The organism is Pseudomonas sp. 10S5 (assembly GCF_035019745.1).
Classification (GTDB): Bacteria; Pseudomonadota; Gammaproteobacteria; order Pseudomonadales; family Pseudomonadaceae; genus Aquipseudomonas.
The window spans coordinates 102,899-125,007 of sequence record NZ_JASJVL010000010.1 but is presented as its reverse complement, the minus strand read 5'-3'; the positions used below and the strand labels follow the sequence as shown (position 1 = coordinate 125,007).

The following is a 22,109-nucleotide window of genomic DNA, read 5'->3' as shown; positions in this document are numbered from 1 at the left end:
TAACTCTTCTGTTTCCGGCTCGGGCCTGCATGTTGCCACTCAGCCCCTCGCGGTTCCTGTTTATTGCGCTGTCAGCTCGCTTGCCCACGTGCGGGTTGCATAGCGCACTTTGCGTGCCCATCCGCACGTCTGAAACGGCCCCGCGCCACTAGGTGCGACACAAGGAAATGTCTTGCGCCTTGCCTTGCGGGTTGTTCGGTTATGGCCATTGGTATAACTTTGCTGCAGATAATAGTCAGTTGATGGCTTCGTTGGTTTGATCTCGCGGCCGCTATTTTGGCGCCCGGCTCGACCTTTACTGATACGCGAGTTGCCCATGGTTTTCGCCACTCCACCTGTCTTGATCACTGGCGCCAGCCAGCGAGTTGGTCTGCATTGCGCAAAACGTTTGCTGGCGGAGGGGAAGCCCGTCATTTTCAGCTACCGCAGCGAACGCCCTGGCGTTCAGCAGTTGCGTGATTTGGGGGCAGTAGCTATTCATAGCGACTTTTGCTCCGAAGCAAGCATCCTGACCTTTATCGAGGAACTCGCTTCTCACACCGACAGCTTGCGGGCAATTATCCATAATGCCTCACAGTGGCAAGTCGAAACGCCAGGGAAGGAAGCGGCAGTATTTACTCAAATGTTTGGCGTTCACATGTTGGCGCCTTATTTGATTAATCTTCACTGCGCTCACCTGTTGCATCGCTCACCCATAGCCGACATTGTCCACATTAGCGACGACGTCACTCGCAAGGGCAGCAGCAAACATATTGCGTACTGCGCCAGCAAGGCTGGGCTTGAGAGTTTGACGCTATCATTCGCGGCCAAGTTCGCCCCCCGAATCAAAGTCAACAGCATTGCGCCAGCGCTGTTGATGTTTCAACCTGACGACGACGCAGCGTACCGTGCCTGCACCCTGACTAAATCCGCCATGGGCATAGAGCCCGGAGCCGAAGTGATCTATCAGAGCCTGCGCTATTTGCTGGACAACCCTTACGTTACCGGCACAACTTTGACTGTAAACGGCGGTAGGCACCTTAAGTAAGCCGCCCCGTGAGGATCCTTGATGACCTTGTCCCTGCCACAGAATTACCGTGAACTCCTTGTTGGTCTGGGCGAAGACCCCGATCGCGAGGGCTTGGTGGACACACCAAAACGCGCTGCTAAAGCGATGCAGTATTTATGTCGAGGCTACACACAGAGCATCGAGGAGATCGTCAATGGCGCACTGTTCGCCTCTGACAACGATGAAATGGTGATCGTCAAAGATATCGAGCTGTACTCGCTGTGCGAGCATCATTTGCTGCCGTTTATCGGCAAGGCCCACGTCGCTTACATCCCCACCGGAAAAGTATTGGGTCTGTCGAAGATCGCACGGATTGTAGACATGTTCGCCCGACGCCTGCAGATCCAGGAAAATCTCACCCGCCAGATAGCCGACACGATTAACGAAGTGACCAACGCCGCTGGTGTGGCCGTGGTCATTGAGGCGCACCACATGTGCATGATGATGCGCGGCGTCGAGAAACAGAACTCGACCATGATGACCTCGGTGATGCTCGGTGCATTTCGTGAATCGAGCACAACCCGGCAGGAATTTTTACAGTTGATCGGACGGAGCAGGTAAGCATGCCAAGACTTGAACCAGGCACTGCTCGAATTCGGGTCAAAGACTTGGGTTTACGCACATTTATTGGCATCAATGAAGACGAAATCCTCAATAAGCAGGATGTGTTAATCAACCTGACCATCCTGTACGCAGCCCAAGATGCGGTGCGTGACAATGACATCGATCACGCACTGAATTACCGCACCATTACTAAAGCCATTATTCAGCACGTGGAAGGTAATCGCTTCGCGCTGCTTGAACGACTGACCCAGGAAGTCCTTGATTTGGTCATGAGCCATCAGGCCGTGCTGTACGCCGAAGTCGAAGTCGACAAACCACACGCGCTGCGTTTCGCCGAATCGGTGTCGATTACCTTGGCTGGGCAGCGCTAGATCTACCGCTCAAAAACTGTGACGGTGTTTTGCCCGTTATCATCCGAACCATTCAATTGCCTGCCAGAGCTCATCATGACTGACCAAGAACGCCTTGAACTTGAAGCCGCTTCCTTTCGCCGACTGGTCGCGCACCTAGACAGTCGTAAAGACGTCCAGAATATCGACTTGATGAATCTTTCCGGCTTCTGTCGCAACTGCCTGTCCAAATGGTACAAAGCCGCTGCCGATGAAAAACACATAGGCGTCAGCCTCGACGAAGCCCGTGAGGTGGTTTACGGCATGCCGTACGTCGAGTGGAAAAGCAAATTCCAGCAAGAAGCCAGCGCCGAACAGAACACTGCATTTGCCAAGGACCAAAAGCATGACTGATTTGAACACCCTGCGTGCCCACCTACGCAGCGGCCAACACCTCTTCGCCGACACCTTGGCGTTCATCGCTAAAGATTATGCCTATCAACCGCAAGCCTTCACCAACGGCAACGTCGAAAATGCCGCCGGACAGAACGAAGGGTCGTGCAAGCTCTTGGGGTTCGCACTGCTTGAAGGATTAAGCGATGAAGAAACGTTGCTTGCGTTCGGCGAACACTACCGCTCGGTACAGGCCACGCCAGAGGGCAGCGACCACGCTAACATTCGATCCATGATCGCTAACGGACTGGCGGGAGTGACCTTTGAAGGCAAACCGTTGAAGCGCAAAGAGTGACGTGCTGACAGGCATAAAAAAACCGGCCCGGGCCGGTTTTTTTGCGCACCAGTTCGTTTAGAACGCAGCGTTCTTCAGGCCGTCAAGGTAACGCTCGACGTCTAATGCCGCCATGCAACCTGCACCGGCAGAGGTAATAGCCTGACGATAAACGTGGTCGGCCACGTCACCCGCAGCAAACACACCATCGATGTTGGTCGCGGTGGCATTACCTTCACGCCCACCTTGAACCACCATGTACCCGTCTTTCAACGTCAGTTGACCTTCGAACAACGAGGTATTGGGCGTGTGACCGATGGCGATAAATACGCCGTCCACTTTCAGCTCATCACGGGTACCGTCGTTGTTACGCAACGCAGCACCGGTCACGCCCATCTTGTCGCCAAGGACTTCTTCCAGTGTCGAATTGAGCTTGAGCACGATCTTGCCTTCGGCAACACGCACAAACAGCTTGTCGATCAGAATTTTTTCGGCGCGGAAGGTTTCGCGGCGATGCACCAGCGTTACTTTGCTAGCGATGTTGGCCAAGTACAGCGCTTCTTCAACGGCCGTGTTACCGCCACCGATCACTGCCACCTCACGGTTGCGATAGAAGAAACCATCGCAGGTCGCGCAGGCAGAAACGCCCTTGCCCATGAACGCTTCTTCCGACGGTAAGCCCAGATAACGCGCGCTGGCGCCGGTCGCGATAATCAGCGCGTCGCAGGTGTAAGTCGCGTTGTCGCCCTTGAGGCTAAATGGCTTGCCGGCCAAATCCACCGCATTGATATGGTCGAACACCACTTCGGTCTCGAAGCGCTCAGCGTGTTCTTTCATCCGTTCCATCAATACCGGGCCGGTCAGGCCATGGGGATCACCAGGCCAGTTATCGACTTCAGTGGTGGTGGTCAATTGACCACCTGCTTGCATACCGGTGATCAGCAACGGCTTGAGGTTGGCACGGGCGGCGTAAACCGCAGCGCTGTAACCGGCAGGGCCGGAGCCTAGGATAATTACCCGCGAATGACGTACTTCAGACATGACACGCTCCTATTGACCGGCCGATATGACGAGTGGTCGGATCGCCGGCGTACCGGCTGGAATAAAAAGGACCGCGCAAGCACTTGGGGAAGGCTATAAACACGGCGGTCCTGAAATCGGAGGCTGCGGCCAGGCCGCTGCCAAATACTGCCAAGTCGATTAATTATCGAGAAGACTATCGAGTAGGCGAAGATTAAGGAAATATGGTTTCACAATCCACCTCATAGATCACATCTATGTCGACATAGCTGTATCTGTGGCTAACCAGCGACTTTACATTGCCGTGATCGTTACTGCGAATGTCACGACTTCCGCTCGCCCACCAAAGCCGGTAAGGTCTGCCCGACTCCACTAATCGGACGCTGCCATGCCTGCCCCTGCTCTATCTGGCCCGCAATACCTGCACGAAGGCCTGAAATTGGTCCTCAGCCCAAGTTTGCGTCTGTTTGTCCTGCTGCCATTGACCATCAATCTGCTGTTGTTCGGCGGACTGATCTACCTCGCCATGCATCAGTTCGGTATGTGGGTCGACACCTTCATGCCAGAACTGCCCACGTGGTTGAGCTTTCTGAACTACATCGTCTGGCCATTGTTCGTCATTCTGGTGATATTGATGGTGTTCTTCACCTTCACCCTGATTGCGAACGTAATTGCCGCGCCCTTTAATGGTTTTCTGGCCGAGAAGGTGGAAGTGGTCCTAAGGGGGAACGATGACTTCCCGACCTTTAGCTGGGGCGAATTGATCGCCATGGTGCCACGCACCTTCAGCCGTGAAATGCGCAAATTGGGCTATTTTCTGCCCCGCGCCATTGGGTTGCTGATCCTCTCTTTCATCCCCGTGGTCAACGTCATCGCCGCCCCGTTGTGGCTGCTTTTTGGCGTGTGGATGATGGCGATTCAGTACATCGACTATCCGGCGGATAACCACAAACTCGGCTGGAACGAAATGCTCGTCTGGCTGCGGCAGAAGCGTTGGCAGAGTATGGGTTTTGGCGGAATCGTTTATCTGGCGCTGCTGATTCCGGTCGTGAATGTGCTGATGATGCCAGCGGCAGTGGCTGGGGCTACGTTATTTTGGGTACGTGAAAGTGGGCACCTGGCGGTGGAAAAACAGGCGATTGGCCGAAAAAACTGAACACGATATTTATATATGCGCTCGCAACAGGCGGGTTCCGCTCTAATGGCCTTTCCACAAACAAGTCCATTCACAACACTGAGATGAGCATGATGCTCAACTAGCATGGACGCTAGATTAAGGAAGATCAGTATGAGCAAGACAATTAACCCTGCAGCCGGTCATCAAGAAGACTGGAACAACATCGCAAACACCGTGCGCCCGCTTCTGAGCGATGCGCTGTCGGGCCTCAACCCCGATGAAGTCTTTATCAACGGCGTGAACAACCTGACTGAACGTTTGGTCATCAGCTCGACTTCCATTACTAATGCAGCTGTGCAGTGCATTCTAGACAAAGAAGAACCTGCTTATTCGTTCGTCAATGCAGGTCTGTTTTCTGTTGCATACTCCTTCGCCGACGAGCACCGAATGGAGGGGCCAGACGCTAGTGCCTTGAGCGAAATCATTTCTAACCTGGTTCGTACCTTGGGTTAATGATACCTGCTTGGTGATCCCTTACCGGATCACCATCTTCTGAGCATGAAACCTCCTGGGTCGTCAGGAATAAACCCGCTGAACAACTTTCTGCCACAGCCTTCCCCACAGCCTGCATTCGCTCAATTACTTGTCAGGTAATCGCGGCGGCGTTTTAGGCCTAATAAATCGAGGCCTCATTTATCGAAGCACGGCAAGTGGTTGCCGCTCCTGCCAAACCACGAACTTTTGCCTTGTATGTCGGTAGTCTTAAACATCAAGCAACCACTCTTATCCCCCGCAAACATTACTCTCCATATTTTGTGACATTTCCATATTAGGAGTTGGCATTTACATTGCTTTATTCGTATGGCCAACGCAAAGGAGGGATATGGCCATGTCAAATGTAACGAATTCAACCACCCTGATAATCAGCAATGAAATGCTTCGGCCGTCAGCCGATAAAAAAGCCGAGCATTCACAGCGATCAACATCGTTTGCAGAAACACTAAGTAACGCCACGAACAAAATGGCTGAAATACCTTATGTCCGCAGCGCGAGGGCTACTGAACTTAGTGCTTGGATTATGGATGATGCTACTAATGACCCCGAAAGGGCAAAGGTCTGGGCGCAACTTCTGGCGTACACTTCACTCGACCAACCTTTAATTAGTTCGGCAAACGAACCTTTTATGCGACTCAGCGCGACCGGTGAAGTCTATACGAAAAAAATGCAGGACTACTATAATCAGATACGGCAGGAGAATCAGGGCGGGCTTTCAAAACTGTATGAGTCCGAGATAGCCAAAGGTGCACCTGCTGTAGATATACTGAAAAAAATATATGCTTACAACGACGCGTTGCCAGATCAGTTCAAACGAATTTCAGACTGGTAACAATCCAATGCCTGTCCCAGGATAGCTTCCTGAGTCAGGCATTTATTCAGGTCACCACGACACGGTCACTGCGGATCCCAAACCGCCAACCGGCACAGGGGAACTGTTCCTATTGTTTAAAAACCCACATTTTTAGTGTCGCAGACGTCAATGGCTGGATCGTACCGACCCTTGGCACAATTGGACCGCAAGCCCACGGAAAAAACCAGAATAACCCACGACTAATCGCTTTATGTTGAGGAACCAACTCGGATGGGGCGGCGGGTGCCCCGGGGACCGACCACAGGCTCTCAGAAAAGCCTAAAGGGGCTAAACGGGTCCATTTTATCGATATGTCAAATCAAAAAATCCGCCGCGCACATTTTTTTCATCACAGGGCTTTCGGTCTGAGAAATTTAAGTAAAATACTTACACACATTTCAGAAAAGAAATGCAAACCCGCTTTGGGGGAATTTCTTATGAATACATATACGAATATCAATGCAGGGCCGAGTCCTATTTTGATTACTAGCTAATCACAACGGAAGCGCATTGTGTCTTCATGTACGATTCGAATGAAATATTTTCCGGTCAAAGCGCAAGATTGACGACAACACCGCCGTATTCACTGACTAGCCGACCTAACACCTTCTTAGAAAACTGAGCAACGCGGACAATCCAAGCCTTCAGTCCGTCCATATCACTGATACATTTTTATTCACTCCTTTGGGAAGGGACAGTGACGACGTGGCTTTCGGATGACGCATGCTCATTTTCCAGTACATCGACTATCCGGCGGATAACCACAAACTCAGCTGGAACGAAATGCTTGCCTGGCTGTGACAGAAGCGTTGGCAGAGTTAGGCTTTGGCGAAGTTGTGTATCTGGTGCTACTGATTCAGTTTGTGAACCTGCTGCAGATGCCAAGGCGGGAATCTAATGGTAGATAAGCAGATGGCCCGTAACGGTCGTTGATCGGCGCTCAAACGAACCGAGAATAATCATCTGGTACAAAATGTAGAAGCTCGTTCATTTCGAAGCAGCGAACGAGCATTCAAGGCGCGGTTTCCAACGAAGGCACCGATTTACCGAAAGGCGGCAAGCGGTTGCCACTTTTATACTGGTTGTAACGAAATTCTGAACTCGTGCAACTCAAAAAATGCGCAAACACCCCTTTATTAAGTCCCGCGCATACTCATATTCTGTGGCATATCCATATCCAAATCTGGCATTAGGATTGCTATATCCATTTGCCACGCAAAGGAGGGATATGGCCATGTCAAATGTAACGAATTCAACCACCCTGATAATCAGCAATGAAATGCTTCGGCCATCAGCCGATAAAAAAGCTGAAAACTCACAGCGCTCTATATCGTTTGCCGAAACACTAAGTAACGCCACGAACAAAATGGCTGAAATACCTTATGTACGAAGCGCAAGGGCTACTGAAGTTCGCGATTGGATAATGAGCGATGCGAATAACGATTCGGAACGGGCGGGAATGTGGGCGCAACTTTATGGATGCGACTCGCTTGACGGGCCTTTAATAGACGTTTCCGACGAGCCAATTATAAGACTTAGCGCGACGGGTGAAGTCTATACGAAAAAAATGCAAACCTATTATGAACAAGTTCGTCAGAACAAGCAGCCCGGACTCGCAGAGCTCTACAGGTCTGAAATAGCAAAAAATACACCGGCTATAGAAGTCTTAAAAAAGGTATTCGCCTACTACGACGCATTACCGAATGAGTTCAAACGAATGGCCGACTTGTAAACCAATGCCGTCTCGGGATCCTTCCCTAGACGGCAACACGATTAGATCACCACTTTACCGTCACCGCCCCCCTGGGCACCAACCGGAACGGGCGAACTATTCCTACCGTTTACAACCGTTCTAAAAAAGAATGGTTGCGATTGATTATTCCCAGCAAACATACTTGTCGAGCCTGACCGTTGACGCGATACATCGTGACATCTGTTTACGGTCCTTGGCATAGTTGAACTATGTAGTGTTTGAAATATCGCCTAGCTAACCAACCGCACTATTCTTCAACTAAATACACCGCCAGCATTACCGTCACAAATCCATCACCCAACCGCCACGTCAGCGACATGACACCCGTCGACACTAACGGCATGAATCCACAATTGCATGTCACCCTGATCACTGAAACCTTCCCGCCTGAAATCAATGGTGTGGCCAATACGCTTGGCCGGCTGTGTGACGGCTTGCGTCTACGCGGCCATCGCGTTGAACTGGTCCGGCCGCGCCAAGTGGACGACCAAAGCCAAACTGCGGATGCAAATCTGTTGTTATGCCGGGGATGGCCCATCCCTGGGTACCCAGGTTTGCAATGGGGGCAATCGTCGATGCACAAACTGCTACGACGCTGGACCCGGCAACGACCCGATGTCCTCTATATCGCCACCGAGGGACCGCTAGGGTTATCGGCATTGCGTGCAGCGCGGCGTTTGGGGATAACGGTCATAAGTGGCTTCCACACCAATTTCCAGCAGTACACCGTCGATTATGGTCTCGGCGTTTTCTCGCGGCTGCTTACGCATTATCTGCGCTGGTTTCATAACCGCTCACAGATGACGGTTGTGCCAAGTGCCAGTCAAAAACTGGAATTGGGGCGACGGGGTTTCGAGCGTATTGAGTTGTTGTCTCGAGGCGTTGACAGCCAGTTGTTCCATCCGGCAAAGCGCTGCATGGAGTTAAGACAAAGTTGGGGATTGCGCGTCGACGATATTGCCGTATTACATGTCGGTAGGCTCGCGCCGGAGAAAAACCTGGGCCTGTTGAAAACCAGCTTTGATGCCTTGCAAGCGACCTATCCGAAGCTGCGATTGAAGATGGTAGTGGTCGGTGACGGCCCGAAACGCGCGGTGCTGGAACAACAAATGCCAGACGCTATTTTTTGCGGTACACAGCGCGGTGAAATGCTGGCGGCGCACTATGCGTCAGCCGATTTGTTTGTGTTCCCGAGTTTGACTGAAACGTTCGGTAATGTCGTGCTAGAGGCATTGGCTTCAGGATTGGGCGTGATTGCGTATGACGAGGCCGCCGCCGCGCAGCACATTCTTCACGGCCATAATGGCGCGCTGGCGATGCCGGGGGACGAGCAAGGCTTTATTGACGCGGCACGCTGGGTACTAAAAGACAGCGAAACCCTGCGTAGCGTCCGTCTGAATGCTCGTAAACACGCCATCCATCAGGGCTGGGAAGCGATTATCGACGCGTTTGAACAGCAACTGCGCAGCACGTCTAAACAGGGCAAGGCGGTTCCGATGGGGCAGATTCAGGTGTAGTAGTTACATTCGCTGAAATTAACTTGTTGGCGAGGCCATCGGCGTTGTGTCCATCAACCCTCACGCCTGGCCAACAAGTTTGTTATCAATAGATATTTGGTCAGACCAACGTGGTTAACGCTTCCCGGCTAAACGCTAGGATGTCTTGCTCACGGCCTTCACGTACTTTCTGTGCCCAGTCCGGGTCGACCAGTAAAGCGCGGCCGACGGCTACTAGATCGAACTCATCGTCGTTCAGGCGTTTCAGCAAGTTATCCAGGCTGGCCGGTTGCGCGACCTTGTCGGTCTTGACCATGAACTGCAAAAACTCGCCATCCAGACCGACGCTGCCTACGGTGATGGTTGGCTTACCGGTGAGCTTGCGCGTCCAGCCTGCAAGATTGAGGTCTGAACCATCGAACTCCGGCTCCCAGAAGCGACGTGTCGAGCAATGGAAAATATCCACGCCTGCGGCAGACAACGGCTTGAGAAATTCGCCCAAAGCTTCCGGCGTCAGAACTAGACGGGCGGCGTAATCCTGCTGCTTCCATTGCGAGAATCGGAAGATGATCGGGAAGTCAGGACCGACCGCAGCTCTCACTGCCTCGATCAACTCAATAGCAAACCGCGACCGGCCCGCCAAGTCGCCTCCATATTCATCGGTGCGTTGGTTGGTGCCTTCCCAAAAAAACTGATCAACGATGTAACCGTGGGCGCCGTGAATTTCAACGCCATCCATGCCGATGGTTTTCGCGTCCCGGGCAGCCTGAGCGAATGCTCCAATTACCTCCTGAATATCCTGCTTGGACATACCGCGAACCAAGACTTTATCGTCTTTGAGTTTTTCCATCGGGCCGTAAGCCGGTACATCACCGTCAGGCTCAGTCCCAAGGTGACGCACAGCCCCTACGTGCCATAACTGGGGCACTATTTTTCCGCCTTCAGCATGCACGGCATCAACGACTTTTTTCCAGCCTGCCAACGGCGCGTCACCAAAAAACTGGGGAACATTCGGGTAACCGTTAGAAGCCTTGTGATTGACCGTAGTCCCCTCGGTGATGATCAACCCCACCCCCGCGGCAGCCCGCCTACGGTAATACTCAATGACCTTCGAATTTGGCACCCCGCCCGGTGAAAACGAACGGGTCATCGGCGCCATAACTACCCGAGACGGCAACTGCAAGGTGCCCAGGCTGAAGGGTCTGAACAAAGCTTTAACTGGCATGTAAGGTTCCTCGGGAATCGATCAACAGCAGATGGTCTGGCGTCAGAAGACGTTCAAGCTGAGCCAGAAAAATACTCAGGGATGCAGCGCTGTTTCTTACTTTCATGCGCATCAACGCACCTTCCCAGGCGTTGGCGACAAATTCGGCAAGCGCCGCGCAGTCAGTGTTTTCCGGTAACTCGCCGGCATCCCGTGCGACTTTCAGGCTCTGGGCAAGAATGGCTACCGAGCGCTGTAAGATGCTTTCGACCTGGCTGGCAATTGGCACACATTCCCCCGCCATTTCGAAACTGAGACTGCCGATAAAACAATGGTGTTCAGGCTTTTCCTGACGGGAAAAATGCACAATCACATCCCGGTAGTAACCCAGAATCCGTTCACGCGGGCTCTGTGCAGGGTCATTCAGAACAGCTTCATAACGCAGCAGCCTTGGCCCGTACAAGTACTCAAGCGCTTGCACGGCGAAGTCTTCTTTGCTGGCGAAGTAGTGATAAAACGAGCCCTTGGGAATGCCCGCGGCCTGAACAATATCTAGCACGCCGGTTCCGTGATAGCCCCGCCGGGTCATCAGGTGAGCACCTTTGGCGAGAATCAGATCACGCTTGTCGAGTCGAAAGGATGTATTCATGGCGCCGAGCATATGACCGGTCGTCTAGACCTCGCCAGCACTATTGATGGGAGTGATTTCAAATAAAAAGTCAGGCGAGTAAAAGCTAATTTACTGGGGAGGGATGAAACGAACTGCCGGGTCGAAAACGCAACGACCCAGCGCAAACAACAGTTAAATTACTTCAACGCTTTTTCGATGGCGTGGATCACCGTGGGATCATCCGGCGGTGTGCGAGGAGAAAACCGGGCGAGCACACGACCGTCCTTTCCCACCAGAAATTTCTCGAAATTCCAAGTAATGTCACCCGGAAATTCAGCGCCTTCGCCTGCCAGCAAACGGTAAAGCGAGTGACGGTGATCGCCGTTCACTTCCAGCTTGCTGCCCAGAGGGAAGGTGACATTGTAGTTGACGTCACAGAATGTCTGAATCTCTTCTTCGGAGCCCGGTTCCTGACCCGCAAACTGGTTGCAGGGTAGGCCAAGGACGCTGAAGCCTTGACCCTGATACTCCTGATAGAGTTTTTCAAGGGCGGCATATTGCGGGGTCAAGCCACACTTCGACGCAACGTTGACCACCAACACTACTTTGCCCTTGAGAGGCTTGAGAGGCAGATCCTGGCCATCCAGAGCTTTTAAATTAGTGTCGTGAAAAGCACTCATGACGAACTCCAAATAACTAGCGGACGAAAAAGGCGCCCGCATCAGGCGGTGAAAACGAGCCTGTCGTTTTCACGCTTCCTGTCGGGGCGCCTAGCCGGCTAACTGAGCTTAGCAGCACAAATCAGTGGTGATGGCCGCCTTCACCATGCACGTGACCGTGAGCAACTTCTTCCTGACTGGCATCGCGAATTTCAATGATTTTGACGTCGAAATTCAGACGCTGACCGGCCAACGGATGGTTGCCGTCAACAGTAACGTCGTCGCCGTCCAGATCACGAACTGTCACAATCTGCATGCTGCCATCGGGGCCGGATGCGTGAAATTGCATACCCACTTCAAGTTCGTCGACGCCTTCGAACATGCTGCGGCTCAAGGTGCTGACCAGTTCAGCCTGGTACTCGCCGTAAGCATCTTCAGGTTCGATGGACACTTTGAGTGCATCGCCGACGTTTTTGCCATCCAGTGCTTTTTCCAAACCTGGAATGATATTACCTGCACCCTGCAAGTAGACCAGCGGCGCGCCGCCAGCAGAACTGTCAATGACCTCACCAGCGTCGTTGGTCAGGGTATAGTCGATGGAGACGGCCTTGTTCGCGGCGATCGGCATGGGGCGAGACCTTTGCTTGAGAATTGAATAACGCACAAGTTTAACCAAGCGCTCGCCCGAAAGCGAACGCAACTCTGACGGACGGCCCATTGCACAGCAGCACACTCATTGATTTTCGCCAAGACGCTGATGGCCATTGGATAGCCCTCCTTTCTTGTGGGCATACCCAGCATCTACGCCATCAACCACCCTGGCAATCAAGGGCCTGGGTGCTTGATCCGTTGAAGCGCCAACAACAAATAGGTAAAAGCTTTACCTGCGGCTGGTGCGCGCAGGGTCCGGATAACGATAACCTTACGCCCTACTGAATCGCGGCGAATCTAAGCTCGCGGCAAGCCGCACTGAACGCACACGACGTAAACCGATATTTTTGCCTGGCTGCTTAGTACAGCCCTTGTACTGCTCAATCGAGATGTCCGCATGCAAACTTTTTTTATCGCACCCACTGACTTTGGTGTGGGCTTGACGTCCATCAGCCTTGGCCTAGTGCGCACCCTCGAACGCGCGGGCCTTAAAGTTGGATTCTTCAAGCCTATCGCTCAACCCCATCCAGGTGATTTGGGCCCTGAACGCTCCTCCGAGCTTATTGCCCGTACACATGGTCTGAAGCCACCAAAACCGCTGGGATTGGCGCACGTCGAGCGCATGCTGGGCGATGGTCAGTTGGATGAGTTACTGGAAGAAATCATAAATTTGTATCAACAAGCCGCCGTTGGCAAAGACGTGCTGATCGTTGAAGGCATGGTCCCTACCCGCCATGCCAGCTATGCGGCGAGGGTCAATTTGCATCTAGCGAAAAGCCTGGATGCCGATGTAATCCTCGTCTCGGCGCCAGAAAATGAGGTGTTGACCGAACTCTCTGACCGGGTCGAATTGCAGGCGCAGCTGTTTGGTGGTCCTAAAGACCCGAAAGTCCTTGGCGTCATTTTGAACAAAGTGCGCACCGACGAGAGCATGGAAGCCTTCGCCGCCCGACTTAAAGAGCATTCGCCGTTATTGCGCAGCGGTGAGTTCCGCTTGTTGGGCTGCATACCCTTTCAAGCCGATCTGAACGCTCCACGCACCCGCGACGTTGCCGATCTGCTCGGCGCGCAGGTTTTAAATGCAGGCGACTACGAACAACGGCGCATGTCAAAAGTCATCATTTGTGCCCGTACCGTGCTTAACACAGTGGCGTTGCTCAAACCCGGAGTGCTAGTGGTCACCCCCGGCGACCGCGATGACATTATTCTCGCTGTCAGCCTTGCGGCCATAAATGGCGTGCCGTTGGCGGGGTTGTTGCTAACCAGCGGCACCGTGCCGGACCCTAGGATAATGGAGCTATGCCGTGGTGCGCTTCAGGCAGGTTTGCCCGTTCTATCGGTAAGCACCGGCTCGTACGACACCGCAAACCAGTTGAATCAACTGAATAAAGAAATCCCTATTGATGACCGCGAACGCGCCGAAATCATTACTGATTTTGTCGCCGAACATCTGGACGCGACATGGCTCCATCAGCGATGTGGTACACCACGGGAGATGCGACTGTCGCCAGCAGTATTCCGCTATCAACTGATCCAGCGTGCTCAGAACGCTAACAAACGCATCGTGTTGCCAGAAGGCAGTGAACCGCTGACCATTCAAGCCGCAGCTATTTGTCAGGCGCGCGGAATCGCCCGCTGCGTGTTGCTGGCCAAACCTGAAGAAGTCTACGCCGTGGCGCAGGCGCAGGGCATTGAGCTGCCGCCAGGGCTTGAAATTCTTGACCCCGACCTGATTCGCGAGCGCTACATCGCGCCAATGGTAGAGCTGCGCAAACATAAAAACCTGAATGCGCCAATGGCCGAACAGCAGCTTGAAGACACCGTGGTGATCGGCACCATGATGCTCGCGCTGGATGAAGTTGACGGGCTGGTCTCCGGAGTTAGTCACTCCACGGCGAATACCATCCGCCCGGCATTACAATTGATTAAGACTGCACCGGGCTGCACGTTAGTGTCCTCAGTATTTTTCATGTTGTTTCCAGAGCAAGTGCTGGTCTATGGCGACTGCATCATGAACCCGCACCCGAGCGCTACCGAGCTGGCTGAAATTGCCCTGCAAAGCGCCGACTCAGCGGTGGCATTCGGGATTGCGCCGAGGGTCGCGATGATCAGCTACTCCAGTGGTGAATCGGCCAGCGGCGAGGAAGTTGAAAAAGTCCGTGAAGCGACTCAGTTGGCCCATCGGGCACAAAGCGACCTGCAAATCGATGGCCCGTTGCAGTACGATGCTGCCGCCAACGAAGATGTAGCCCGTCAATTGGCGCCGAACAGCCCAGTCGCGGGTCGTGCCACCGTGTTCGTGTTCCCGGATCTCAATACCGGCAACACCACGTACAAAGCGGTGCAACGTAGCGCCGATTGCGTCAGTCTCGGCCCGATGTTGCAGGGGCTGCGCAAACCAGTGAATGATCTGCCGCGAGGCGCTCAAGTTGACGACATCGTCTACACCATCGCTCTCACAGCGATTCAAGCAGCCTACTTGTCCTAACGCTCCTATTACCCACTAACCAGTGCCGCCGGACCACCCGACGGCATCCGATTTTTTCGCGGAGGCCTCGGCCCATATGCTGTATTTTTTACCCGCTCCACTGCGCGGCATCATTGCCTCGCTGCTATTGGCACTAAACACCATTGTTTGCTGCACGCCGTTATTCATCGTCGCCATCGTAAAGCTATGCTTGCCCATACCGGCTGCACAGCGCTTCACCAACTGGCTGATGAGCCATATTCACGAAGCCTGGATCAGCAACAACAAAGCTTGGATGAACTTGCTGCGTAACACGCGCTGGCACCTGAGCGGACTTGAAGGGCTGGACTATCAGCATTCGTACTTGATCACCAGCAACCACCAAAGCTGGGTCGACATCATGGTGTTGCAATATGTGCTTAACCGACGCATCCGCCCGCTGAAGTTTTTTCTCAAGCAGGAATTGATTTGGGTACCGGTAATTGGCCTGGCGTGGTGGGCACTGGGCTTCCCGTTCATGAAGCGCTACTCCAAGGCGTACTTGGCAAAGCATCCGGAGAAAAAAGGCAAAGACCTGGAAACCACTCGCCGCACTTGCGACAAGTTTCGCCATAACCCGGTGGGCATTTTCAACTTCGTCGAAGGCACTCGTTTTAACGAGAGTAAGCATGCGCAGCAGAAGTCACCGTTTCGCTACTTGCTAAAGCCCAAAGCGGGCGGTATCGCCTTTGTGCTAGACGCAATGGGTGAGCAGTTGGAGTCCATCGTCAACGTAACGATTCATTACCCCGGCGGACAACCTGGCTATTGGGATCTTCTGAGCGGCAACGTCGAAGCCATTGTGGCGCATTTTGAAGAAATCAAAATTCCCTCGCAGTTCATCGGCAAAAATTACGACCAGGATGACCAGTACCGCCAGGAGTTCCAGCAGTGGATTAATAAGCTGTGGGAAGAGAAGGACTTATTGCTGGAGGCGATGCATCGAGAATACCCAGCGAGGAAATAAACGGCAGGATTCAGCAGCAACACGACCTGTGTAGGCGTTGGCGAAAGCTGCGATAAAGTTCGAGCGACCTTCGCCAACAATTCGTGTCCTATAAGGTCTAACCCCTACTGCTGATACTGTTGTCCAGGAATCGGCTTCAGATTGACCTCAACCCGGCGGTTCTGCGCCCGACCGTTAACGTCAGCATTGCTGGCAATCGGTTGATCCGGCCCCATACCGCCTACTGCCAAGTGAGAAGGATCAATGCCTTGCGACGTCAAGTAAGTACTGACGCTCTGCGCGCGCTGCAATGACAAGTCCATATTGTGCTGACGGCTGCCGGTGCTATCGGTAAAGCCAACAATCTCAATCATGTTTTGGTTGTACTGCTTTAACGAGCCCGCCAGGTTATTCAGCGGCGCATAGAAGCTTGCAGCAATGGCTGAAGAGTCCGTGGCGAACGTAATATTACCCGGCATGATCAGCTTGATTTGATCACCTTGCCGCTGCACCTCGACTCCGGTATTGGCCATGCTCTTACGCAACGCAGCTTCTTGCTTATCCGCGTAGTAACCGTAACCGGCTGCACCGGCGCCTACTACGGCAGCGCCAATCAAAGCGCCTTTGCCACGGTTGCCGTGATTCAGCGCGGCGCCAGCAACGGCACCCGCTAACGCGCCCAAACCTCCGTATTTAGCAGTGTTGCTCACGCCGCTCGAATCGCTGTTTTGAGGCTGATTGCTATACGGGTTCGGCGACGCGCAACCGGCCATTAAGGCAACCGCAGTAGCGAAAATCACCGATCGATACGAGGTAAACATTTTTGGTACTCCTGTTTATCACTAAGCAGCTTAGCGGCCAAAACCAACATCAGGCATCAACCGCGCTGCAATTTGAACACCACTTCAAGAAAAAATTCCTTGAGAGGGATGAGAGGTTGCACACCAAAAACGAATATTTTTCTCACTTCTCCCCGTTATCCCCTGCAAATGCTTATATGGTGGTAGTGTTGTTTAAGATCGAGATGCCGCAATGCAGAGGGCTAGAAGAGAAGGGGTTTTACGAATTCGTCGACGATTTTGACGTTCGTATAAAGCTTTCCGACTGGCAATGATAGTGGCACAATGAAATCATTCGCCTGAGACTTCTGACCACTCTCGCTGATTTAGGACTCCATGATTGAAGCATTTATAACAATACAGCCGTCGTGACACAGTAAGTTCCGATGCAGGGACGCATTGCAGTAGAGAGAACTACATGCTCAGGAAAATTTTGACCGCTGACCTTAATGTAGGCATGTACATCCATCAATTTTGTGGCGCGTGGATTAATCATCCCTCTTGGAAAGGTAGTTTTGAAGTCAAAGATTCGCAGGATATAGTGCGGATACAGCTTTTAACTATCAAAGAAGTATGGATCGATCTCAGCAGAGGCAACTCGTTAGTAGACGCTGTTCCCGTCGGCATCGACTCTTCAGCTGGCCCAAGCCCCATCAGTCTGGATGAGGAATTGACCGAGGCAATAAAAATTTGCGCACGGGCCAAAGCAGCCGTGATCGCGATGTTCAATGACGCGCGTCTAGGCCGGGCAATCAGCCCGAAACAAAGCTCGCTACTGGTAGACGAAATTACCGATTCGATTCTCCGGCATCCGCACGCGTTGCTTAGCCTGTCGCGTCTAAAGACTTCCGATGACTACACCTATATGCATTCCGTAGCCGTTTGCATACTAATGATCGCTCTGGCCCGTCAGTTAAAGATGGCCCCGGACCAGGTCAAGGAAGCCGGGATAGCAGGGCTCATGCACGATGTCGGCAAAATGATGATCTCAAGCACCATCCTCGATAAGGCCGGGAAGCTGACCTCAGAAGAATTCAAACGCATGAAAGATCATCCCCAAGAAGGGCTGAATATTCTGGTGAAAACTGCAAGCTTCAGCGCCGATGTGCTGGACGTATGCCTGCATCATCACGAAAAAATCGACGGCACAGGCTACCCACACGGTCTTGCTGGCGACCAGATCAGCCTGTTTGCGAAAATGGGCGCGGTGTGTGATGTGTATGACGCCGTGACTTCTGAACGCCCCTATAAAAAGGGTTGGGGGCCAGCACACTCCATTCGTGAAATGGCCTCGTGGAAAGGGCACTTCGACGAAACCGTTTTCCGGAACTTCGTTAAAACCGTAGGCATTTACCCCATTGGCGCACTGGTGAGCCTGAAGAGTGGTCGTTTGGGGGTAGTCGTTGAACAGAATGGTGTTTCGCTATTAAAACCCAAAGTTAAGGTGTTCATGTTAATACACAACAAAACACCCATCTCACTTGAAATTATCGATTTGGCCCACATCGACCAGCGCGATAAAATAGTTCAGATCGAGTCTGCAGAAGATCTGGGTATAAGCAACACAGAAACATTGTGGTCAGGTATCTCACTAGTAAACAATAACAATTCAAATGAATAGTCTTCTCTAATAAAACCAGTCTAATGAATACAAATATTGCGAACCACCGAGAGCACCTCCTACCCTGCGGTCAATTTCAAGCAAGCTAAATGGCGTGACCAATAGAATTAGCACGCCAAGATTTTGCTTGAGTAATGTGCCGTGCCCGGAGAGCGCGGCACCTGAGAGTGCTTACAGTGTCGAGAGAAAAGTACTGTTAGTTTTTTTCCACTCGATAATGTCCAGGCGGATACGTTTCTTGTCGAGCTTGCCAACGCTGGTCTTGGGAATTTCAGTAACCAGAGCAATCTCACTGGGGATCGCCCACTTGTTGATGTGCCCCAACTCGACGAAAGGTTTCAAGTGATCCTTCAACTGCTTGGCGCAAATACTATGTCCATCGCGGATGACCAACAATGCAAACGGCCGCTCGCCCCATTGCGGATCAGCAATTCCCACTACCGCAACTTCACGTATCGCCGGGTGACGGCTGACCAGGTCTTCGAGCGCCAATGACGACACCCATTCCCCACCGGTCTTGATCACGTCTTTGATCCGGTCACGGATATCGATCACCCCCATGCTGTCCAGCGTAGCAACGTCGCCGGTGTGTAGCCAGCCCCCGGCCCACAGCTCTGCACCTTTTTCCGGCTCACGGTAATAGCCCTCAGTCAGCCACGGCGCACGCAGGACCAACTCACCTTGGGACTCGCCATCAGCAGGCAGGAAATTACCCTCTTCGTCGATGATTGCCGCGTCGACCAACACCCCCGGCACGCCAGCCTTTATTCGGTACATGGTGCGCTCGTCGTCGCTGCCCGCGAGCATTTCTTCGTTCAAATGCGCCACGGACACCATTGGGCAAGTTTCAGACATACCGTAAGCGGCTGTCAGTTGAATCCCTTTGGCTTTGGCCGCGTCATACAGGGTGCGATTGAGCGCACTGCCGCCAATGATAATTTTCCAGCCGGAGAAGTCGACGTCCTGAGCTGACTTGGCATTGAGAACCATTTGCAGAATGGTTGGCACACAATGGGAAAAGGTCACCTTTTCCTTACGCCACAAGGCCACCAGCAACTCAGGATCGTACCGACCCGGATAAACCTGCTTGAGCCCGAGCATGGTCGCGGCATACGGCACGCCCCACGCATGCACGTGGAACATCGGGGTGATGGGCATGTAGACGTCGTTGGTGCCGAGCAAACGCACGCTGTCGATGCAGCCCATGATCGTCGCCACCCCCATGCTGTGCAGGACCAACTGCCGGTGCGAGAAATACACGCCCTTGGGGTTACCGGTCGTGCCCGTGGTGTAGAACAAGGTCGCGACGGAGTTTTCGTCAAAATCCTCGAATTCATACTGGGTACTGGCCGCCGCCAGTAACTCTTCATATTCACCGACCAGATTGGGCAAGCCAGCAGTTTTTTCGGGTGCATCGGTCAGCAGCAGGGTTTTTTCGACGGTGGTCAGCTGCGGCGCAAGCGCGTTGTAGAGTTCAACAAACTCGCTGTTGACCAGCACGAACTTATCCTCCGCATGGTTAATGGTGTAGAGAATTTGTTCCGGCGACAGCCGCACGTTAACCGTGTGGATCACCGCGCCAATCATCGGAATAGCAAACATGCACTCCAGGTACCGGTGGCTGTCCCAATCCATCACCGCAACCGTATCGCCAGCCTTTACCCCAGCATTCGTCAACACATTGGCCAGACGCGCAATACGTTCATTAAGGGTTAGATAGCTATAGCGCACGGTATCGCGGTAGACAATTTCTCGAGTTTTTTCGTAACGGCTGCCCGACATCAACAACCGCTTGATCAACAGCGGGTATTGATAAGCACCATCAGCTGGCGGAATGACGCGAGTCTGCAACATACGAGTTCCTTTTTATAAGTGCACAGGCGTGGCTGAAAAATATGCACTGTAGACACGTTGCTCGCCAGCTAAATCAGCCGAAGGGATGATTTGATGGCTGACGTGAATGACCGCATGTGGCCACTGTTGATGGCGGATTGTTGGCTTCGCACACATCTCTGTAGAAGCGAACGTGTTCGCGAGGCGTTTTGTCAGCCCTACCACGTCAAGCCCCTTGGCCAACACGTTGGCTCCCACAGGTGGGTGGATTAGCCACCCACCACGCCTTGATCTGGTCCAACCAACTGGTTTTCTCCTCGGCGGGCAGGCTGTCGAACAAGTCTTTGGCCATTTTTGCGACCTTCGCCGTTTTGTGGGCGTTGAGCAGGGTTTTAAGCTCCGGCGTGGTGGCGGTTTCTTCGCTGAGGGCATCAGGCAACGGCAATGCCTTGGCCAGCCTCAGCACATCGCCCGTGTTTTTGGTAAACGTCCTGAGGGCGCCAACGTCCTGCATTGGCAGGTCGATTTTCGTGACAGGGTCAACTGCTCGCACTTCCGGCGTGTCCAGCAGGTTGAGCTTGCCGCGAAACGCCGTAATCCCCAGCGATGGAATATCAGCCCAATCAGGTAACGTGGGTCGTTGCGCTTTATAGTCGGGTTGGTTAAGGGATTCGCGTCCGGAGAATTCGAAAACCTGGAGGTTGTAGGTTTGTTTTGGCTGGGCGACGGTCAGGGTAAATCTTTTCTGAGTGTTTAAAATCGGCATGGACGACCCTCTTTTTGTAAGCCAAGAATGCGCTGGCGCACATGCTTGCTCAGGTCGGCCGTTGCCGTATGTAGGACGCGTCCGCGACCCCGTTAGGAAATTTCCCAAACGCCATTTAATAAAAAACCGCCGGCGTGAACGCGGCGGTTTTAGAGTTAACAGAACACGGTATTAGAAGTTAAATGGAAACAATAAAAAGTCCTTCAGCCATTATCAGTCATTAATAACATCCCTCAATGCACCGAAGTAAACGCCAACTTCACCCCCAACGCGACCAAGACCACCCCCATAGTCCGATCAAACCAGTGGCCCATCCGCGCAAACCCTGCGCGCACGCGTTCCTGGCTGAACAGCCGCGCCACGAGGCAAAACCAGACCCCGGTGGCGAGGGCGAGGTAGATGCCGTAACCCGCCTGCACCAGCAGCGGCGTGTGCGGGTTGATCACGACGGTGAACAATGAAAGGAAGAACAACGTTGCTTTGGGGTTGAGGCCGTTGGTGACAAAACCGCTGGTGAAGGCGCCGCGAGCGGTGCGTTCGCCCAAGGGTAATTTGACCGGCGCGTCGGTGGCGCTGGCGGGTTTGGCGCGCAGGGCTTTGATGCCGATGTACAGCAGGTAGGCGGCGGCGGCCCATTTGAGGGCGTTGAACAAGACGATGGATTGCGAAACGATCAGGCCGATGCCTAAAAGCGAATAACCCACGTGCAGGAAAATCGCGGTGCCGACGCCCAAGGCGGTCCATGTGCCGGCTTTGCGACCGTGGGTCACACTTTCGCGGACTACTACGGCGAAATCCGGGCCGGGGCTGGCGACGGCGAGCAGGTGAATCAGGGCAACGGTTAGAAATTCCGTCCAGTACATGGGAGCCTCCGCATCGGGCGTAAATTGTTGTGAGCAAACATTAAGGCGTTCGCCACAGTACGCCTTCACCGCGTTGCGCCATAGGTACAGTTGCCGAGCAATGGAGCGAAGCAGGCGCGGGCAATGCCACCCCGCGCCACGACGGGCAG

The 22,109-nt window shown here is 53.2% G+C and carries 23 protein-coding genes and 2 pseudogenes; 16 read left to right on the top strand and 9 right to left on the bottom strand.

The genetic code is table 11. The features are described 5' to 3' along the window. The first annotated feature begins 316 nt into the window (after nt 1–316). From folM to QN378_RS13115, 5 genes are all read left to right on the top strand, one after another. Entirely contained in the window at nt 317–1,027 is a 711-nt protein-coding gene (gene folM / locus QN378_RS13135; RefSeq protein ID WP_322201201.1) for a dihydromonapterin reductase, read from the top strand. A gap of 21 nt (nt 1,028–1,048) precedes the next feature. After that, complete coding sequence (folE, locus tag QN378_RS13130) at nt 1,049–1,609, top strand: GTP cyclohydrolase I FolE (protein WP_322201199.1); 561 nt, start codon at nt 1,049–1,051, stop codon at nt 1,607–1,609. Nucleotides 1,610–1,611: 2 nt separating this feature from the next. Continuing rightward, nucleotides 1,612–1,983 (top strand): dihydroneopterin triphosphate 2'-epimerase, encoded by a 372-nt coding sequence (gene folX / locus QN378_RS13125; protein WP_322201198.1) that lies wholly within the window; start codon nt 1,612–1,614, stop codon nt 1,981–1,983. Between the two features lie 75 nt (nt 1,984–2,058). Continuing rightward, nucleotides 2,059–2,355, top strand: a complete 297-nt coding sequence (locus QN378_RS13120) for a DUF1244 domain-containing protein (RefSeq protein ID WP_323549461.1) — start codon at nt 2,059–2,061, stop codon at nt 2,353–2,355. Then, nucleotides 2,348–2,689, top strand: a complete 342-nt coding sequence (locus tag QN378_RS13115) for a HopJ type III effector protein (protein ID WP_323549462.1) — start codon at nt 2,348–2,350, stop codon at nt 2,687–2,689. The genes QN378_RS13120 and QN378_RS13115 overlap by 8 nt, the downstream gene beginning before the upstream one ends. A 57-nt stretch (nt 2,690–2,746) precedes the next feature. On the opposite strand, the gene trxB is transcribed toward QN378_RS13115, so the two are convergent. Continuing rightward, a complete protein-coding gene (trxB, locus tag QN378_RS13110) occupies nt 2,747–3,709 on the bottom strand; it encodes a thioredoxin-disulfide reductase (RefSeq protein ID WP_322201192.1) in 963 nt (320 codons plus the stop codon). A gap of 367 nt (nt 3,710–4,076) precedes the next feature. On the opposite strand from trxB, the gene cysZ reads away from it, so the two are divergent. The 6 genes and pseudogenes from cysZ (at nt 4,077) to QN378_RS13080 (ending at nt 9,483) form a co-directional block, all read left to right on the top strand. After that, nucleotides 4,077–4,844 carry a sulfate transporter CysZ gene (gene cysZ / locus QN378_RS13105; RefSeq protein ID WP_323549463.1) on the top strand — a complete coding sequence of 256 codons (768 nt, stop codon included), beginning with the start codon at nt 4,077–4,079 and terminating at the stop codon, nt 4,842–4,844. 132 nt (nt 4,845–4,976) lie between these two features. Then, nucleotides 4,977–5,318 (top strand): hypothetical protein, encoded by a 342-nt coding sequence (locus QN378_RS13100; protein ID WP_323549464.1) that lies wholly within the window; start codon nt 4,977–4,979, stop codon nt 5,316–5,318. A gap of 376 nt (nt 5,319–5,694) precedes the next feature. Then, nucleotides 5,695–6,192 carry a hypothetical protein gene (locus QN378_RS13095; protein WP_323570706.1) on the top strand — a complete coding sequence of 166 codons (498 nt, stop codon included), beginning with the start codon at nt 5,695–5,697 and terminating at the stop codon, nt 6,190–6,192. A 744-nt stretch (nt 6,193–6,936) separates the two neighbouring features. Next, nucleotides 6,937–7,121: pseudogene (locus tag QN378_RS13090) on the top strand (EI24 domain-containing protein); the annotation flags it as partial. Between the two features lie 326 nt (nt 7,122–7,447). Further along, a complete protein-coding gene (locus QN378_RS13085) occupies nt 7,448–7,945 on the top strand; it encodes a hypothetical protein (RefSeq protein ID WP_323570705.1) in 498 nt (165 codons plus the stop codon). A gap of 362 nt (nt 7,946–8,307) precedes the next feature. Continuing rightward, nucleotides 8,308–9,483, top strand: a complete 1,176-nt coding sequence (locus QN378_RS13080; protein WP_323549502.1) for a glycosyltransferase family 1 protein — start codon at nt 8,308–8,310, stop codon at nt 9,481–9,483. A gap of 100 nt (nt 9,484–9,583) precedes the next feature. On the opposite strand, the gene QN378_RS13075 is transcribed toward QN378_RS13080, so the two are convergent. The 4 genes from QN378_RS13075 to QN378_RS13060 all read right to left on the bottom strand — a co-directional run bounded on the left by QN378_RS13075 (nt 9,584) and on the right by QN378_RS13060 (nt 12,563). Beyond that, entirely contained in the window at nt 9,584–10,687 is a 1,104-nt protein-coding gene (locus QN378_RS13075; RefSeq protein WP_322201184.1) for an NADH:flavin oxidoreductase, read from the bottom strand. Next, a complete protein-coding gene (locus QN378_RS13070; protein WP_407074080.1) occupies nt 10,677–11,315 on the bottom strand; it encodes a TetR/AcrR family transcriptional regulator in 639 nt (212 codons plus the stop codon). The genes QN378_RS13075 and QN378_RS13070 overlap by 11 nt, the downstream gene beginning before the upstream one ends. A gap of 158 nt (nt 11,316–11,473) precedes the next feature. Beyond that, nucleotides 11,474–11,956: a glutathione peroxidase gene (locus QN378_RS13065; RefSeq protein ID WP_322201180.1), complete on the bottom strand. Its 483-nt coding sequence runs from the start codon at nt 11,954–11,956 to the stop codon at nt 11,474–11,476. Between the two features lie 121 nt (nt 11,957–12,077). Then, on the bottom strand, nt 12,078–12,563 hold the full coding sequence (locus QN378_RS13060; RefSeq protein WP_322201178.1) for a peptidylprolyl isomerase: 486 nt from the start codon (nt 12,561–12,563) through the stop codon (nt 12,078–12,080). Here QN378_RS13060 and QN378_RS13055 point away from each other — a divergent pair. The 3 genes and pseudogenes from QN378_RS13055 (at nt 12,562) to QN378_RS13045 (ending at nt 16,059) form a co-directional block, all read left to right on the top strand. Further along, a pseudogene (locus QN378_RS13055) lies at nt 12,562–12,871 on the top strand (DUF3565 domain-containing protein). The gene QN378_RS13060 and the pseudogene QN378_RS13055 sit on opposite strands and share 2 nt — an antisense overlap. A 112-nt stretch (nt 12,872–12,983) precedes the next feature. Continuing rightward, the gene (pta, locus tag QN378_RS13050; RefSeq protein WP_322201176.1) at nt 12,984–15,074 is read left to right on the top strand and encodes a phosphate acetyltransferase; all 2,091 of its coding nucleotides are present in this window, start codon (nt 12,984–12,986) and stop codon (nt 15,072–15,074) included. 76 nt (nt 15,075–15,150) lie between these two features. Further along, complete coding sequence (locus tag QN378_RS13045) at nt 15,151–16,059, top strand: acyltransferase (protein ID WP_322201174.1); 909 nt, start codon at nt 15,151–15,153, stop codon at nt 16,057–16,059. Nucleotides 16,060–16,163: 104 nt separating this feature from the next. Here QN378_RS13045 and QN378_RS13040 read toward each other — a convergent pair whose 3' ends face one another. Next, nucleotides 16,164–16,859, bottom strand: coding sequence for an OmpA family protein (locus tag QN378_RS13040; RefSeq protein WP_322201172.1), 696 nt, complete (start codon nt 16,857–16,859; stop codon nt 16,164–16,166). A gap of 2 nt (nt 16,860–16,861) precedes the next feature. Between QN378_RS13040 and QN378_RS13035 the strand changes: the two genes are divergently transcribed. Further along, nucleotides 16,862–17,152 carry a hypothetical protein gene (locus QN378_RS13035; protein WP_323549466.1) on the top strand — a complete coding sequence of 97 codons (291 nt, stop codon included), beginning with the start codon at nt 16,862–16,864 and terminating at the stop codon, nt 17,150–17,152. Nucleotides 17,153–17,295: 143 nt separating this feature from the next. Next, nucleotides 17,296–18,498, top strand: a complete 1,203-nt coding sequence (locus QN378_RS13030; RefSeq protein ID WP_323549467.1) for an HD-GYP domain-containing protein — start codon at nt 17,296–17,298, stop codon at nt 18,496–18,498. Nucleotides 18,499–18,669: 171 nt separating this feature from the next. Here QN378_RS13030 and QN378_RS13025 read toward each other — a convergent pair whose 3' ends face one another. The 3 genes from QN378_RS13025 to QN378_RS13015 form a co-directional block, all read right to left on the bottom strand. Continuing rightward, a complete protein-coding gene (locus QN378_RS13025; protein WP_323549468.1) occupies nt 18,670–20,352 on the bottom strand; it encodes a fatty acid--CoA ligase in 1,683 nt (560 codons plus the stop codon). 205 nt (nt 20,353–20,557) lie between these two features. Continuing rightward, nucleotides 20,558–21,097, bottom strand: coding sequence for a hypothetical protein (locus QN378_RS13020; protein ID WP_323549469.1), 540 nt, complete (start codon nt 21,095–21,097; stop codon nt 20,558–20,560). Nucleotides 21,098–21,330: 233 nt separating this feature from the next. Next, the gene (locus QN378_RS13015) at nt 21,331–21,960 is read right to left on the bottom strand and encodes a LysE family translocator (RefSeq protein ID WP_323549470.1); all 630 of its coding nucleotides are present in this window, start codon (nt 21,958–21,960) and stop codon (nt 21,331–21,333) included. Nucleotides 21,961–22,109 lie beyond the last annotated feature (149 nt).